The following is a 14,744-nucleotide window of genomic DNA, read 5'->3' on the forward strand; positions in this document are numbered from 1 at the left end:
CGGGTACCCTGGGGTATGGAACCGACCACCCTCCGCGCTGTCATGGCCGCGCTCCGCAAGCCGGAGACGGGCTGCCCCTGGGACCTGAAGCAGACCCACGCCTCGCTGGCCCGCTACCTGCGCGAAGAGGCGGCGGAGGTGCTGGACGCCCTGGCGGCCCATGCGCCCGGCGATCCGACCACCGAGGCGCACCTCTGCGAGGAGCTGGGCGACCTCTGGCTGCAGATCGCCTTCCACGCCCAGCTGGCGGCGGACCGGGGGGCCTGGGACCTCCACGATGTGGAGCGCACCATCGTGGAGAAGCTGGTGCGACGTCATCCGCACGTGTTCGCGGAGGTCGAGGTGGATAGCGCGGACGAGGTGCTCACCAACTGGGCCGCCATCAAGCGCGAGGAGAAGGGGCTCCACGGCGAGCAGCCGCGCCTGCTGGAGGGCATTCCCGCCTCGCTGTCGCCCATGGAGGAGGCCCTGGAGATCGGCCGCCGCTGCGCGAAGGTGGGCTTCGAGTGGCCCGACCTGGAGGGCGTGCTGGACAAGGTGAAGGAGGAGGTGGCCGAACTCCAGGCCGAGTCCGAGCCGGGCCGCGTAGAGGAGGAGTTCGGCGACGTGCTGTTCAGCCTCATGCAGTGGGCCCGCAAGAAGGGCGTGGACCCGGACCGGGCCCTGCGGCGCCAGATGACGCGCTTCAAGGGCCGCTTTGCGTCCGTGGAGGACGATGCCCGTGCCGCCGGCGGATGGGACCAGCGCACCCTCGACGAGATGGAAGCCGCCTGGCAGGCCGCGAAGCGGAGGCAGAAGCCATGATGGTCCTCGCGCTGCTCGCCCCACGCGGCGGATCCCCGCCCCCGCCCGTCGTCCTGCTGCTGATCCCGGTGATCTTCCTGCTGGCCTCCTGGCTGACCAACCGGCTCATGGGCATTCCCGCGCTGTACGCAGCGTTCCCGGCGGATCCCACCGACCCCATCGAAAAGAACCTCGGCTGGCTGCAGGTGGAATTCGGCGCCCTGCGCGGCCACTCGCCCATGTCCCTGAAAGCCGGGCGGCGCTGTCTGCACCTGAAGCAGCCCTTCCCGTTCCAGCCCGCCTGGTGGCAGGGGCCGGCCAGCATCCCCTGGAACCAGATCCGGATCGAGAAGGAGGCCAGCGAATCGTCCTGGGCCTTCATGAGCGCCGCCGAGTTCCGCCTGGGCGCGGAGGGTCGGATGATCCGCCTGCGCGGCAAGGCCGCCCGGACCCTCCAGGCGCTGGTGCTCGAGAAACAGGGCGCCGGAGGCCAAATCTTCGCCACAGGCCTGCCGCCAGGGCAGGGGGCGATCCGGCCCAGGTGAACCCCAGGTGAACGACGGGCTGGCGGCTATTTTCCGGTCAGCTTGGCATCCTCGATGATCACCGCGTAGGTGTAGCCGGCGCCGAAGTCCTTGTCGGTCTGGACCACGCCGCGGATGGTCACGGTATCGCCCACGGCCACCTCAGCCTGGCTGGTGGCGGTGACGTCGTTCGTGCCTTTCTTCGGATCGCCGCTGCCGTCCTGGAGGTGCAGCCAATTCTTGCCCATGATGCCCTTGGTGAATTTCACCACCTTGGCGCGCAGCGTGACGCCCTTCCCCTTCAGGTTCTGTTTCTGGGCCCAGATCTCGGCCACGGTGCGGGCCTCCGCGCCGGCGGCTTTGGCCACCTTCCCGACCTTCACGGGCTTGGCGGGGCGCCCGGCCTGGCCGTGGGGATTGGCGCCAGCCGCCGGAGCCGCGCCCGGGGTGGCCAGGGTGCCGAAGTAGACCTCGGCGAAGGTCCGCTTCAGGGTCTTGGATTCGAAGTTCGTCATCAGCACGGCGTTGGCGACCGTGACGTCGGAGCCCTTGTCGGCCTTGGCCTCGGGGACGGCGGTCCACAGCTCGCCCTTGGCTGTCTTCAGGCGGAGGTAGCAGTAGGGCGAGGCGTCGAGACGTTCGAGCACCTTGCCCGTCAGATCCTCACCCTTGGGGATCTGGGCTCCCGTGGGATGGGGCGCGGGCGACGAGGCCTGGGGCGGGGTGGCCGCCGCGGCGTCCGAGCTGAAACCCGCCATCACCGAAGCGGCGAGAAGAAGGGAGAGGGCGCTGGACATGGGGAGTTCCTTTTGTGGATGAAATGTAAGGACCGGCTGCGCCAGCGCGGAATGATTCCGGTTGGTCGTGGGGCCCGCTGATCAGGCGGCCGGATGGGGGTGCATCTTCGGCATCTTTGCCCCCAGGTGGCCGAAGTGCTTGCCGTAGGCGGCCATCATCTCCTTGCATGCGCTCAGGAGGTAGCGGCGCTTGAAACCGTCGGGAAGGGCCCGGATCTGGGGGATCTTCTGGGCGTAGAAGGTCATGTAGCAGCGCCCCAGGGCGATGGCGACCTCCTCGAGCGTCATGTCGTAGGGCTCGATGATCGGGGTGGACAGGTTGTATTTGGAGTAGTCGTGGACGCGCACGCGGTCCTGCATCTGGTCGTAGAGGGGCGTGAAGGGCATGGGCGTCAGGACGGGGAACACCGCGATGTCGGGGTTCATCCGGATGGCGACCTCGATGGTGCGGTCGATGGAGGCCTGCGTCTCCGTGGGGTGGCCGATCATGAAGGAGGCTTCAGTGACGATGTCGTGCTCGCGGGCCAGGCGGATGGCCTGGGCGATGGCGTTCACATCGTTCCCCTTGTTGAGGGAGGCCAGCAGCTCGTCCGTGCCGGCCTCGGCCCCGATGTAGAGGTGCACCACGCCCGCTTCCCGGTACTTGGGCAGCAGGTCCGCGTCGCGCACCACGTCCTCGGCGCGGGTCTCCATCAGCAACCTGATGCCCAGCTTGGCCTCGATGATGAGGTCGAGAAGCCGCTCCCAGCGTCCGCGGTCATGAGTGGGGTATGGGTCGATCATCGTGATGGATTCGACGGCGTAGCGGTCCACGAGCAGGCGGATCTCCTCGATGACGTCCTCCGGCGTCCGGGCGCGCCAGTCGCCCCGCCAGAAGGCCCGGTGGCTGCAGAACGAGCAGCCCATCATGCACCCGCGGGAGGTGAGGATGGAGGCCATGCGACCCGGCGGATCGATGCGGTAGCGGTAGGCGTCCCAGTCCAGCAGGTGCCAGGCGGGCTTGACTGCGTCAAGGTCCGTGATGTGCGGGCGGGTCTCGGTGACGATGACCTCGTCGTCGCGCAGGAAGGCGAGGCCGCGGACGCCATCCAGCACGCCACCCGGAAGGGCCGCCAGCAGCTCGGGGAAGGTGGCTTCCGCCTCGCCGCGCAGGACGATGTCCACGGCCCGGGAGGGATCCCGCAGAAGCTCGGAATATTTGAAGGTGGGGAAGGGGCCGCCGATGAGCGTGGTGATGGCGGGGTCCACCGTCTTGGCCAGGCCCAGGGCCTTCATGGCGGCGGGCACCACCGCCGTGCTGATGGCGCCGGTGACGGGCAGGTAGTCGTAGGCCACGACGACATCCGGGCGGTACTGTTCCACCTCCGCGCGGATGGTTTCGAAGCTGGCGCCATCCCGGTTCATGGCGTCGTAGATGCGGGCCTCGTGCCCCACCCCTTCGACGGCTCCGGCCAGGTAGGCGATCTGGAGCGGCGGCCAGGTGCCGATGACCTCCACCCCCCAGCTGGAGTAGGGCGGCACCACGAAAAGGACCTTGCTCACGACGTCACCCTCATTGCCTTTCGCAACATCATTCTGGGGTCAAAGGTGGCGGAAATAGTCACAATCCCCGGTCACTGGAAGTAGGCGGCGTGAAGCGAGGGCACCAGGAAGGGAAAGATGAAGGCCGTGAGGATGGAGACCCCGAAACAGCCGATGGTGAGCCAGGCCGTGGACCGCGAGCCCAGGCGATAGAACAGCCGAAGGTGCAGCAAGGTGCCGAAGCAGAGCCAGGTCACGAGCGACCAGGTCTCGATGGGATCCCAGCCCCAGTAGCGGCCCCAGGACTGATGGGCCCAGATGGCGCCCGCGATGATGGTGGTGGACCAGAACACGAAGCCGAAGCCCACGAAGCGGATCATGGAGGCATCCAGGACCTCCGCAGCGGGGAACCGCTCCAGGAAGCGGCTGGTGGCGCCCTTGAGCTTCCTCAGGAGGAGGACCGCCGCAGAGAAGGCCAGCAGGAAGGCGCCCACCGCCAGCTTGGTGAAGAAGATGTGGAAGATCAGCCAGGTGGAGCGCAGCGTGGGTGGGAGGTCGCGGGCCTCGGGGCTAGTGAGCAGGCCCAGGCCCACCATGAGGATCGCGACGGGGAGGACCACCAGGGCCAGCCCGGCCCAGCTGGGTCGCCGCCACAGCACGATGAGCAGCATGAGGATGGCGATCCAGGCGTTGGAGGACAGCACTTCGTACTTCAGCATGTAGGGGCCGTGGCCCACCTCGATCCAGCGGATGACGAGGGCCGCCCCGTGGGGCAGGAGGCCCAGGGCCGCGACCCCGCGAGCCCAGCGGACCCGCGCGGGGTGGTCCCAAAGCAGGGCGTGGGTGAAGAGGATGGCGGCCAGGGCGTAGACGCCCACGGCCGTCCAGTGGAGGAGGGTCTCCTGGAGGAAGGGGTTCATGGCTTCGCCCCCTGCGGCGCGGGTGGGGTGATCATGCCGTGGGCATCCTTGGCGTCGATGGTCCAGGGAACTTCCTTCCGGCCCACTTTGGGCGGGGTGGTGAACCTGGTCTCCTCCACCAGCCAGGTGCCCTTGTGGTAGCTGAAGCGGTAGAGTATCTCGTAGTGGTCCACCGAGGCTTCACCTACCTGCCGGCCTGTGGCGGTCTGCACGTCCCGGTATCGCCACTGCTCCCGCGTGTAGACCTGGAGGTCATCCCCGGCCTGCTCGACCTTCGTCACCTCCAGTTCTTCCAGGCGGGCATCCAGGGTGAGGCCCATGTCCATGCGCACGCCGATGAGGCCGAGGAGGCGCTTGCCATCCGGCGCGTCCGGTCCCACCACCTCGTCGATGAGACGGACATCGTTCTTCCGATAGGCCTCGCTCACCACCTGGTTGTAGCGGGTCACCAGCATCCTGGCCTCGCCGGAGGACACCCGCGAGCACCCGAGGGCCAGGGGAAGGGCCAGGACCGCCAAGGCAAGGAACATCCGCATGATCACACCTCACCTCCATGGTCGCGCACTAGGCGCTCGAACCGCTCCCGGAACAGGGGGGCGAAGCGGTGGGGCCGCAGGGCCACCACCACCCTCTCGAACTCGCCTTCAGGCGTGACGGCCACCAGCTCGTCCACCCGCGTCACGCCGTAGGTGAGGGCCGCCCCCAGCAGGGCCAGGGCGAAGCCCAGGTAGGCCAGCCCGATGGCGGGGTCGTGGTTGCCGTGGAGCCGGGCCCAGTAGGGGAGGCCGTGCAGCTTCAGCGCGCCGCCCCCGGGCAGGGGCAGGCTCTCGCCGGGCCGCAGGGGGCCCTCCGCCAGGGTGGCGGGGCCGTCGAGGACGCGCACCTCCGCTAGGCCGGGGCGGCTGCCATCCCCGGGCATGGGCACCCGGATGCGGGCGCGCAGGTGACCCGGGCCCTGAGAGTAGGCTCCGAAGGCGACGGCCTCCTTCTTCTCCAGCAGGACGGCGGTCCGCTGGGGCGGCTCGGCGGGGAGACTCCATTCCACCAGGGCCGCCGGGCCGTGCTGGTTGTCCGCGTAGAGGCGGCCCCGCGGCACGGGCAGGTCCTGGTTGATGCCCATCTCGCGCATCTGGTCCCCGTTCGACGCCACCTCCGCCAGCTGCAGGCGGAGGGTCCGCAGATCGCCACCGCCGTAGCGCGTGCTCTCCACGGACACCAGGCGCAGGGGGGTGTCCAGGTGGAAGGGCGAGCCCAGGGGCCCGGGCCACTGGGCCCCCCAGGCCTCCACAGTGGGCGGGAGCACCTCCCCCTCGTAGAGGTCCACCACGGAGCTCACGCCGAACACGGCCTGGAGAGCGCCGGCGAGGATCACGCAGAGCAGGCCCAGGTGGAACAGGGGCGAGCCCGCCAGGCCCAGGCGGCCGCGGGTCCGCAGCGTCGTGGCAGCCCCCGAGGAGGGCCGCGTGAATTCCGCGCGGAAGGGGGCGCCGCGGAAGGCACCCTCCGTGGGGGTGAGTTTCCACTGGGCGGCCAGGCGGCGGATCTGCTCGACCACCACGATGGACAGGGACACAGTGGCGAAGCCCAGCGCGACCAGGAAGAGCGGGCTGGTGAATACGTGGTCCAGGGCTAGGTGGTCGACTAGGGCGTTGACGAAGGCACCGTGGATCCGTAGATGCGCGGCCTTATCCGCGGGAGCCACGCCCGCCTGAGGCAGGGTCGCTCCCAGGCCGCCCAGCAGCGTGATGCAAAGCAACTCCCCGACGATGGTCGCCGGGGAGCGGAAGACGCGGCGCAACGTGTGTGTCCAGCTTTGGGTCATGACAATCAAGCCGCCATGGTCGGTGGGTCGAGTCACCAAGGCTCGTTGGCCGCGGGTACGGCACTGTGTTGGCTATCGCAGGCCGCCTGGCAGTATTTATCTGTATAACTCGACATGGAGGAGGCCTTCTGGAATCCCTGGATCTGCATATTGTTCAGGTTGTTCTGATAGGCGTATCGGGTGGGCATATTGGTGCGATCGCCAATGAGCCGCGAGCGCAAGCTGCCGTGGGGGATGACCACATGGCAGTCATAGCAAGGGTAAGAGAGGTGGTGGCCCCCGTGGGGGTCGTTGGAGAAGGTGGTGTGGCAATTGGCACACCAGCTGGTGGAGAAATTCTGGAGGGTCACATTCGGCCAGTTGGCGGAGTTGGCGCCTTTGAGCATGAACTGGTTGGCAGATCCGTGGGGGCCCTGGGCTGCGGCGCCATCCGTGTTGTGGCAATCCGAGCACATCATGGTCTGATTGCCCACGTTGGTGACCCAGGGCGAGCCTGAAAGCATCTGGGCCTGGACCAGGGCCTTGGGGGCGTAGCTCCCGGTGTAATTGTTCAGGCTGGCCACGACGGGATGACCGGAACGGTTATTGGGGTTGAACTCGCGGGCCACATCCGTCTCCTGGAAGAGGACGGGTGAGGCGAGGTTGAACCGGGCGATTGTGCTGGTCTGTCCGAAATTGGCGCTCAGGGTCAGGTGGGTGGCGTCGGTCACGGAAGAAATGGTGTAGGCCGTCCCGCCCACGGCCTGGATCTGCCCGCCCACAAGGGCGGATGTCCAGTTGGTGCCGTAGCCGACGACCGCGGTTTTGCCGTTGGAGAAGCTGGCGCCGGGGTGGATATAGAAGTCCTGGGGTGTCGTGGAGGTGGTGGCGGTGGTGATGGTGAGGCTGGTGGCCGATGAGGCCGTGATCTGGTAGGAATTGGTGTTGCCGGAGGTCATGGCGAAGAACTGGCCGACCAATCCAGTTCCAGGGGTGCTCCCCACCGGCCAAGTGGTGCCGTAGCCTGTGACGGTGGTTGTGCCCGTGATGGCAGCGGCGTCGCGGGTCTCGTAGGCCACGTAGGCCGTGGTGGTCTGGCCGTAGATGGCGGAAATGGTCAGGGACGTGGTGGTGGAGGCGGTGACTCGGTAGGTGTTCACGGTGCCGCCCACGGGGCGGACGTACTGGCCCGCCATGTTGGTCGTGGTCCAGTTCGTGCTGGTGCCGTTGACCGTCTGGCTGTTGTTGTTGAACTTCGCCGTGCCCACGCCCGCCACCCAGGGCTGGGTGCTGCCGCTGACCAGAGTCAGGGTGCTGGTGCCGCCGGAAGTGATGCCGTTCGGCGGTGTGCTGCCGAAGGAGTAGGCGGTGTGGCACTTGAAACACACCTCGTACTCGTAGGTGGCGGTCGGGGTGGCGGTGAAGTTGGAGGCGGTGGGGGAAACCCAGAGCGCCGGGTAGGGGCTGTACCGCACACCGTCGACGCCCATCAGCGGCCCGCTTTGGACCGTGGTGCCGTTCATGATCTGGTTGCGCGTGAGGGTAGCGGTGGTGGTGTAGGTGTGCGAGCCTGCCACGGCTTTGTGGGGATTGTGGCAGTCGGCGCACATGACGGTGCGTCCGCTGGTGCGCTCCACGGGGTGGTGGATGGGCTTGATAATCTCCTGCTGGATGTTGGGCACGACCTGGTTTCCGCCCGTGGTGTTGATCTGCCCATTGGCGTCGTGGCAGGCCAGGCAGAGGTCCGAAGGGTCGTCCACCAGCAGCTTGGCGTATTTGGCCGATGTGGTCCGGGCGTCTGGCCAGCCGTGGGGATCGTGGCAGTTCACGCAGGTGGCGCGCTTGGCCGCATCCGTTGAGTAGTTGAACGCGGGATAGGTGCTCAGGCTGGAGGCAGGGGTGGACGTGGAGGGCGTGACCCACTGGCCGCCGGGCCACAGCACCCCCTTGGTGGGGTCGAAGTGGACGCCCTTGTTGGTGGCGACCTTGGCGTAGGTGTGGCAATCGTCGCAGAGGGGGTTGGTGCCGGCGGCGGCGCCCGTGGCCTCGGCCCGCAGCAGGTTCCCGTTAGCCACCGGGGCGCCATGAATGTCGTGGCAGGACTGGCATTCCACATTGGAGGTGACGCTGAGCTTGGTGATCCCGGTGATCGGGGATGTGGCCTTGTTGTAATCGGACGTGGCGGGCAGGGGAAGCGTGATCGGATGGCTGGTACCGCCCTTGGCCGTGACATTGCGGGGGGCGTGGCAGTCCACGCACATCTGATCTGAGGTGTTGGGCAGGCGCTGGAAGTGCCGGCCGGCGCTGCCGGGGCTGATTCCCGCGGCAGCGGGATCGAAGGGCGCGTTCGCCTGCAGGTGCTGGTCATGGCAGGTGGAGCACATGAGCTGGCCGTTCTGCATCCGGGTGCTCAGCGCCGTGTTTACCGGTCCCTGAAGGTCGGGCCGCGCGTAGATCAGGTAGAGGTCGCCGGCGATGAAGGAGGGGTTCGCGGAGCCGTTGACGAATGCCACGGAAATGCCAGTGCTGCCAAGAGCGACAGGGGCAGTCGAGGTGAAGGTGCCGGTGGTGGCGGTGCCCCAGGCGCTGGTCCCGTTGACCGTCATCTGCCAGTCGAATGTGGCGGCTCCGGCTTGGCCCGCGGCGTTGATCTTGATCTGGACGGTGGTCGGGTAGGCTCCCGTGTAGTCGCCGGACAGGACGAGGCTACCCGTGGACGTATTGGGGGAGCCCTTGATCACGCGGCCAGCGGCGCCGGAATCCCAGCGGTGGGACGTTCCGGTGGGCGCGGTCCCGGTCGGGAGGCCTCGCGGAGGCAGAGCCTGGTCAGTGGGGGCGAAGGTGTGAGTGGTGGCCACCCGGCCGCCGGTGACATGGCAGCTCAGGCACAGGTTCGCGTTGCCGGCCGTGTAGGTAAGCGTCCCGCCCAGAGCCCCATGGGTCATATGGCAAGGGGTGCAGTAGTTGAGCGCACCGTAGCTGTTCGCCATCGAGATGTTGTGTGGCGGGTCGATCGCCAGCAGGGCCACGCCGGTGATGGCCAGCAGGCTGAGCACAAGCGCGAGACGGGTAGCGCGGAGGCGGATCACTGGACACTCCCTGTCAGGTTCACGATCGTCACATCGGCAATGTTTTCGAAGGTGCGGCCATCCGTCAGGCGGCCCGACAGCACCAGGAAGGCACTTCCGTCGGGCAAGGTGGCCAGCAGGCGGCGCTCGTCGAACCAGGCCCGGTATTCCAGGAATCCGTCGTGGTCGAAGTCCCCGATGAAGGCACCAGGGACGCGCGTGGCGGCCACCCCGTTGGCGGTGAGGGTGCCGCCTTGGATGGTGGAGGGATCCACGCCGGGGATCTTGATGAGGACGGAGATCAGGGAGGGGCGCAGGGGACTGCCGGTGATCCCATCGCCCCGCTCCCGCCAGATTTCGGGGTTCCGGGCCATGCCTCTGCGCGTGCGGGCCCGGTCCTCGGGGGCCTCGCGAACCAGCTGGGTGGGGTTCACGGTCAGAATGGCGGCAAGGATGTGAGGATCGGTGTAGGTGTCCAGTCCGTAGACTTCCACCCGCGTATTGCCTGGCGTGGCCACGAAGAGGCGGTTGTTGCGGTCGATTGCCAGGCTGGCGGGGCCCACGAGCTGGCCGGGATCCGAGCCGAAGCTCCCCAGGTTCCCCAGCTTCACCCCGGTGGCATCCACCACCACCACCACACCGCGGAAGGAATCCGCCAGGTAGATGCGGCCCTGACCATCGGCCAGCAGGCCCTGCACACGGCCGAAGGTGCTGTTGGATCCAACCATGCCGACCAGACCGCCGAATTTGCGAAGGAAGATACCCTGGGCATCAAAAACCTGGATGCGGCCGTTGCCCTGGTCGGAGACGAAGATTTCACCGGAAGGCGCGATGGCGATGCCGGTGGGGAAGTTGAACTGGCCCGCCTGGATGCCGGGGGTGCCGAACTGACGCACCAGCTGGTTGCCGGGGCCGTAGACCTTCACCTGGTTGGCCTGGCTGTCCACCACGTAGACCAGGCCGTTCGGCGTGATCTGGATGTGGTTGGGCATCTGGAACTCGCCGTCACCCTGGCCAAGGTACCCCGCGGGCACCCAGCCCGGCGTGAAGATGGAAACCCGCCCCTTGCCCGCCTCGCAGACAAAGATGCGGCCCGAGGGATCCACGGCGATGCCGAGAGGCTGGGCGAAGCCCCACTTGGCCCCGAGGAACCGGCCCGCCTCGTCGCGGACCGTGATCACTCCCAGACGGGGATCCGCCACGAAGAGCCGTCCGACTGAATCTGTGGTTAGACGCACGGGTTCGCGGAATCCTTTGTCATAGGAACGCAACGGGGTGGCGACGGGAAGCGTGGCCTGGGCCGCCAAGCCGAGGGCGGACAGGAAGGCGAGGGCCATGGACAGGGCCCAGCGTCGGCGAAGGATGAACCGGCCGGTCATGGGATGACCTCCAGGGGACGGGCTGCATAGAGGGGGGGGGGAGTCCTCGGGAGAAGGCCCGGGACACCAGGAGCATAGGGCGGAATGAGGTTTAAGGATGAGCAGATGATCTATGCTGTGTAACACGCAACAGTTGCGAGCTGCAACAAATCAGTCGTTTCTTGAAGGCCCCTAAGAAAAAAAAACCAGATGATCAAAATCACAAAAATAGATGACCCGTAGTTCGCTTATGGGCCCTATGGTTCGAGGGTCGGCTGACAGGTTCCTGTGACGTTGTCCGATGCAAGACATCCACGAGGCCGAACCGCCATGTCCAATCGTTCCATCCTGCTGTCCGTTGCCCTCGCATGTGCCGCGACCGCGACGGCGCCTCTGTCCGCGCAGAAGCCCGCCGCGCCTCCCGTGGCGCAGGACGAGGTGCTGGCCTGGCCCCCGCCGCCTGCTCCCGCCCGCATCAAGTGGGTGGCTGAGTACCGCAACGCCTTCGATGTGGGCGCCAAGAAGAAGCGCAGCTTCATCGACCGCCTGGCGGGCAAGTCCGAAGAGGTGATCTGGATCCAGCGCCCTCTCAGCGTGGCGGTGGATGGCCAGGGCGTGATCTTCGTGGGCGACTACAACCTGGGCGTCGTGGCCATGGATCCGGCGAACAAGAAGGTCTGGGCCTTCTCCGCCGTCAGTGGTGCGGTGCTGACCACCCCCACGGGGCTGGCCGTGGATTCCAAGCTGGTCTACGCGGCCAGCGCCAACACGAGCCAAGTGGTGGTCTTCGACAAGGACGGGCGCCAGCTCGGCGTCCTGGGCAAGGCCGATGGCATCAAGCGCCCCGTCGGGCTGGCGGTGGATGAGTCCCGGAACCTGCTCGTGGTGGTGAACGGAGACGAGCATGCCGTGCGCCTCTACTCGCGATCGCTGAACCTGATCAAGACCATCGGCGGCCGGGGCAGCGAGGAGGGCCAGTTCAACTTCCCCACCTACGTGTGCATGGTGCCCGGCGTGGGATTCGCGGTGGTGGATTCGGGCAACTTCCGTGTCCAGCTCTTCGACTTCAACGGGAGGTTCCTCCGGGCTTTCGGCAAGGTGGGCGACATGGCAGGCCAGTTCGCGCGGCCCAAGGGCATCGCGGTGGATCCCGAGGGCCACCTTTACGTGGCGGACGCAGCTTTCAACAACTTCCAGATCTTCGATCAGGAGGGCCGCGTCCTCACCTTCGTGGGCCAAGGTGGTGCGCGCAAGGGCCAGTTCCAGGTTCCCACTGGCCTCTCCATCGACGCCAACGGCGGCATCTACGTGGCCGATCAAATCAACGGACGCATCCAGAAATTCCAATATTTGCGGGAGGAAAAGGAGGCACCTGCCCCCGGACCGACCCCGCAATAAGCAGCACCTTGCTGTTTCTCCCCACCCACCCCCCCCCCACCACCCACGAGGTGAACCATGAAATCCCTTCTCGTCGTCCTGCTGGCCGCCGGCTCCCTGAGCCTGTCCGCCGCGGGCATCACCGGCACCAAGCATGACCTGAGCACCAACGCCCTTGCCGGCCAGGCGCACACGAACACCACCCAGGTCTGCGTGTTCTGCCACGCCCCCCACAATGCCGCTTCGAGCACGGCCCAGCTCGTGCCTCTGTGGAACCGGAAGTTCCAGGGCGCCACCCCGTCCTTCACCCTCTACAGCAGCGCGACCCTGACCTCCACGCCCACCCAGCCCACCGGAGCCAGCCTGGCCTGCTTCACCTGCCATGACGGCACGACCTCCGTGGGCAACCTCATCAACATCCCCTCTGACGTCGCTTCCATCTCCTACACGGCCGGTGGCAATGTCAATGCGAGCGGCGTGCTGGGCGGGGCCGCGGCTCTCGGCACGGACCTGAGCAACGACCACCCCGTGTCCATGACCTACCCGACCAAGACCGGCCTGGTGGTCCCCACCGTGGCGGGCTCGACCTCTAATGTCGGCGGCCTTCCCCTCTTCAGCAGCAAGGTCGAGTGCGCCAGCTGCCACGACGTGCACAGCAATGCGGTCGCCGCGCCCTTCCTGCGCGCGTCCATGACCAATTCCGCGCTCTGCACCACCTGCCACATCAAGTAGTCCAGGCACTGCGACACGCATGATGCGCGGGGGGTGGTTCCACCCGCCCCCCGCTTTTTCGACCTCCTTTTCCGAAGGTCTGCCGTGAGGCTTGGAACATTCACGCTGCTTCTCGCGGGCGCGGCCATCGCCGGGCGGGCGGAGGACTGCCCTCTGGTGCTGAACCAGCGGTTCCAGCTCCGCTACAACCAATGGCAATCCAGCCAGATGTCCAGCACTTCCACCACCCAGGCCATCTACGAGGTGGATGCGGGCATCCCCATCTTCACGTATCGCCTGGGCGCCCTGGCTCTGAACGGGGCGGTGGAATACAACCGCCTGGCCTACAGCAATGAGTCGGGAGCCGATCTGGGACTGAACCGGTACGGGGCCCGCGTCAGCCTGTTCCCCTATCGTCCGTTCCGCCTCTATCTGGACTACCAGCACACCCAGTCCCCGGATCTGCTGGGCTCTGGATCGCTGAAGGGCGAAACCTGGGGCGGGGGGATTCGTTACGCCAACCGATTCCTCGGCGATACCTTCCTCACTTATCGCCATGGCGACGCCAGGCTGGAGGGAGGAGCCACGCCGGGGGCCTATCGGGATGAATGGGCCCAGTGGAAACTGGAGACCCACCACCGCCTTCAACAGACTCAGATCGATTTCGAGGCTCTCCGCCAGGACTACCGACCGCTCGACACGCCGGCCTGGAGATTCATCACCCTGCATCTGGACACGGACACTCTTCTTGCCCGGGACTGGAAGCTTCGCACCCGATCCCAGGCACAGGATTCCGGACTCAGCCGCTGGTCCGATTTCAACGCTTCGTTCTACGGCCCCATCAGTGGCGCCTGGCACTCCTTGACCAGCGCGTCCATCGGGTCTTCGACCCAGGACAAGGTCCACACGACCACCAGCTTCACGTCGGAATCCCTGGTGTACGAAGTCCGAAAATGGCATGCCCACCTTACGGGAAGCTACAGCGGGAACGACACGCCGGCCGAATTCCGGAGTGAACGCACGAGCGCGCTTCTCGTGGGCGGGTCCTACGCCGTGAGTCCCGAATGGAGGCTCCATGGAGACGCGGGACTGTCGTACTTCCAGCAGTCCCTCGTAACCGACGACAATGCCAAGCGTTTCACGTCCCTGAACCTGGGTGTCGCCCGAGGGGGAGATGTGCCGGAGCTGATCCGCCACAGCCTCTTTTTCCTCAGCGATTGGCGCTTCGATCAGAGGGTGCGCGAGGAATATCCGCCGGATTTCGTGCCGACTGAGTTGGCTCAGGAGATGCTCAGGCGGCGGATGCGCCAGACCGGGTCCTTCGCATTCACTGCGGACGTGTGGCGCATGAGCGACAGTGGAACAGGCGGGACGTTGGATTGGGCCAGGATCACGGGGCAGGTGCTAACCAGGAGTGACCTGTCCGTGTACCTGATGGGGGATTTCAAGCACGACAAGGGTCTCGCCCGACCCGGCTTGGAGCTTCGCAACAGCGATTTCCTGGTGAACGGCTCGTATCGGCTGGGACTCACCACATTGACCGCATCCATGGGATACAGCGATGACCGCGAGAGCCAGGCCGTGGCCTCGACGTGGAGTCCGGCGCCTGCCCTGGGGAATCAGAGCGGCCTTAGCCGGCGCTACACCGCGGGCGCCACGACCCGGCTCTGGAAGGTTCCGGTCGGCGTGCTGATCCTTCGGTACGATGCCTCCATGGTTCCCGCCACAACCACCGTGTCCACATGGGCCGACTTGAGCTTCCGCCAGGTCTCCCTGCGTGTCCGGTACCAGACTTCACGCACGGATGGCGGCCTCCGCAACGACAGCATCAATGTGGATCTGCTGCGTTGGTTCGACGCGATCTGCATAAGGAACTGGCGATGA

12 protein-coding genes are annotated in these 14,744 nt (G+C 66.6%); 5 read left to right on the forward strand and 7 right to left on the reverse strand.

Going from position 1 to position 14,744, the window contains the following annotated elements:
- The first annotated feature begins 15 nt into the window (after window positions 1-15).
- Both mazG and MLE64_RS00210 read left to right on the forward strand, forming a co-directional pair.
- Window positions 16-804, forward strand: a complete 789-nt coding sequence (gene mazG / locus MLE64_RS00205; protein WP_243314517.1) for a nucleoside triphosphate pyrophosphohydrolase — start codon at window positions 16-18, stop codon at window positions 802-804.
- Complete coding sequence (locus tag MLE64_RS00210; RefSeq protein WP_243314519.1) at window positions 801-1,328, forward strand: hypothetical protein; 528 nt, start codon at window positions 801-803, stop codon at window positions 1,326-1,328. The genes mazG and MLE64_RS00210 overlap by 4 nt, the downstream gene beginning before the upstream one ends.
- Window positions 1,329-1,354: 26 nt before the next feature.
- Here MLE64_RS00210 and MLE64_RS00215 read toward each other — a convergent pair whose 3' ends face one another.
- From MLE64_RS00215 to MLE64_RS00245, 7 genes are all read right to left on the reverse strand, one after another.
- Window positions 1,355-2,104 carry a hypothetical protein gene (locus MLE64_RS00215; RefSeq protein ID WP_243314522.1) on the reverse strand — a complete coding sequence of 250 codons (750 nt, stop codon included), beginning with the start codon at window positions 2,102-2,104 and terminating at the stop codon, window positions 1,355-1,357.
- A gap of 81 nt (window positions 2,105-2,185) precedes the next feature.
- Window positions 2,186-3,646, reverse strand: a complete 1,461-nt coding sequence (locus tag MLE64_RS15910; RefSeq protein WP_243314524.1) for a B12-binding domain-containing radical SAM protein — start codon at window positions 3,644-3,646, stop codon at window positions 2,186-2,188.
- A 71-nt stretch (window positions 3,647-3,717) separates the two neighbouring features.
- A complete protein-coding gene (gene ccsA, locus MLE64_RS00225) occupies window positions 3,718-4,545 on the reverse strand; it encodes a cytochrome c biogenesis protein CcsA (protein ID WP_243314527.1) in 828 nt (275 codons plus the stop codon).
- Window positions 4,542-5,081, reverse strand: a complete 540-nt coding sequence (locus MLE64_RS00230) for a hypothetical protein (RefSeq protein ID WP_243314529.1) — start codon at window positions 5,079-5,081, stop codon at window positions 4,542-4,544. Before MLE64_RS00230 ends, ccsA begins: the two co-directional genes overlap by 4 nt.
- A 2-nt stretch (window positions 5,082-5,083) precedes the next feature.
- The gene (locus MLE64_RS15645; protein WP_279342836.1) at window positions 5,084-6,343 is read right to left on the reverse strand and encodes a cytochrome c biogenesis ResB family protein; all 1,260 of its coding nucleotides are present in this window, start codon (window positions 6,341-6,343) and stop codon (window positions 5,084-5,086) included.
- A 56-nt stretch (window positions 6,344-6,399) separates the two neighbouring features.
- Window positions 6,400-9,435: a cytochrome c3 family protein gene (locus MLE64_RS00240; protein ID WP_243314531.1), complete on the reverse strand. Its 3,036-nt coding sequence runs from the start codon at window positions 9,433-9,435 to the stop codon at window positions 6,400-6,402.
- Window positions 9,432-10,793 (reverse strand): NHL repeat-containing protein, encoded by a 1,362-nt coding sequence (locus tag MLE64_RS00245; protein ID WP_243314532.1) that lies wholly within the window; start codon window positions 10,791-10,793, stop codon window positions 9,432-9,434. Before MLE64_RS00245 ends, MLE64_RS00240 begins: the two co-directional genes overlap by 4 nt.
- A gap of 309 nt (window positions 10,794-11,102) precedes the next feature.
- On the opposite strand from MLE64_RS00245, the gene MLE64_RS00250 reads away from it, so the two are divergent.
- From MLE64_RS00250 to MLE64_RS00260, 3 genes are all read left to right on the forward strand, one after another.
- Window positions 11,103-12,170, forward strand: a complete 1,068-nt coding sequence (locus MLE64_RS00250) for an NHL repeat-containing protein (protein ID WP_243314534.1) — start codon at window positions 11,103-11,105, stop codon at window positions 12,168-12,170.
- 57 nt (window positions 12,171-12,227) lie between these two features.
- Entirely contained in the window at window positions 12,228-12,881 is a 654-nt protein-coding gene (locus tag MLE64_RS00255; protein ID WP_243314536.1) for a cytochrome c3 family protein, read from the forward strand.
- Between the two features lie 156 nt (window positions 12,882-13,037).
- Window positions 13,038-14,744 (forward strand): hypothetical protein, encoded by a 1,707-nt coding sequence (locus MLE64_RS00260; RefSeq protein ID WP_243314538.1) that lies wholly within the window; start codon window positions 13,038-13,040, stop codon window positions 14,742-14,744.

The sequence above is a fragment of the Geothrix paludis genome (assembly GCF_022808815.1).
In the GTDB taxonomy this organism is placed as follows: Bacteria; Acidobacteriota; Holophagae; order Holophagales; family Holophagaceae; genus Geothrix; species Geothrix paludis.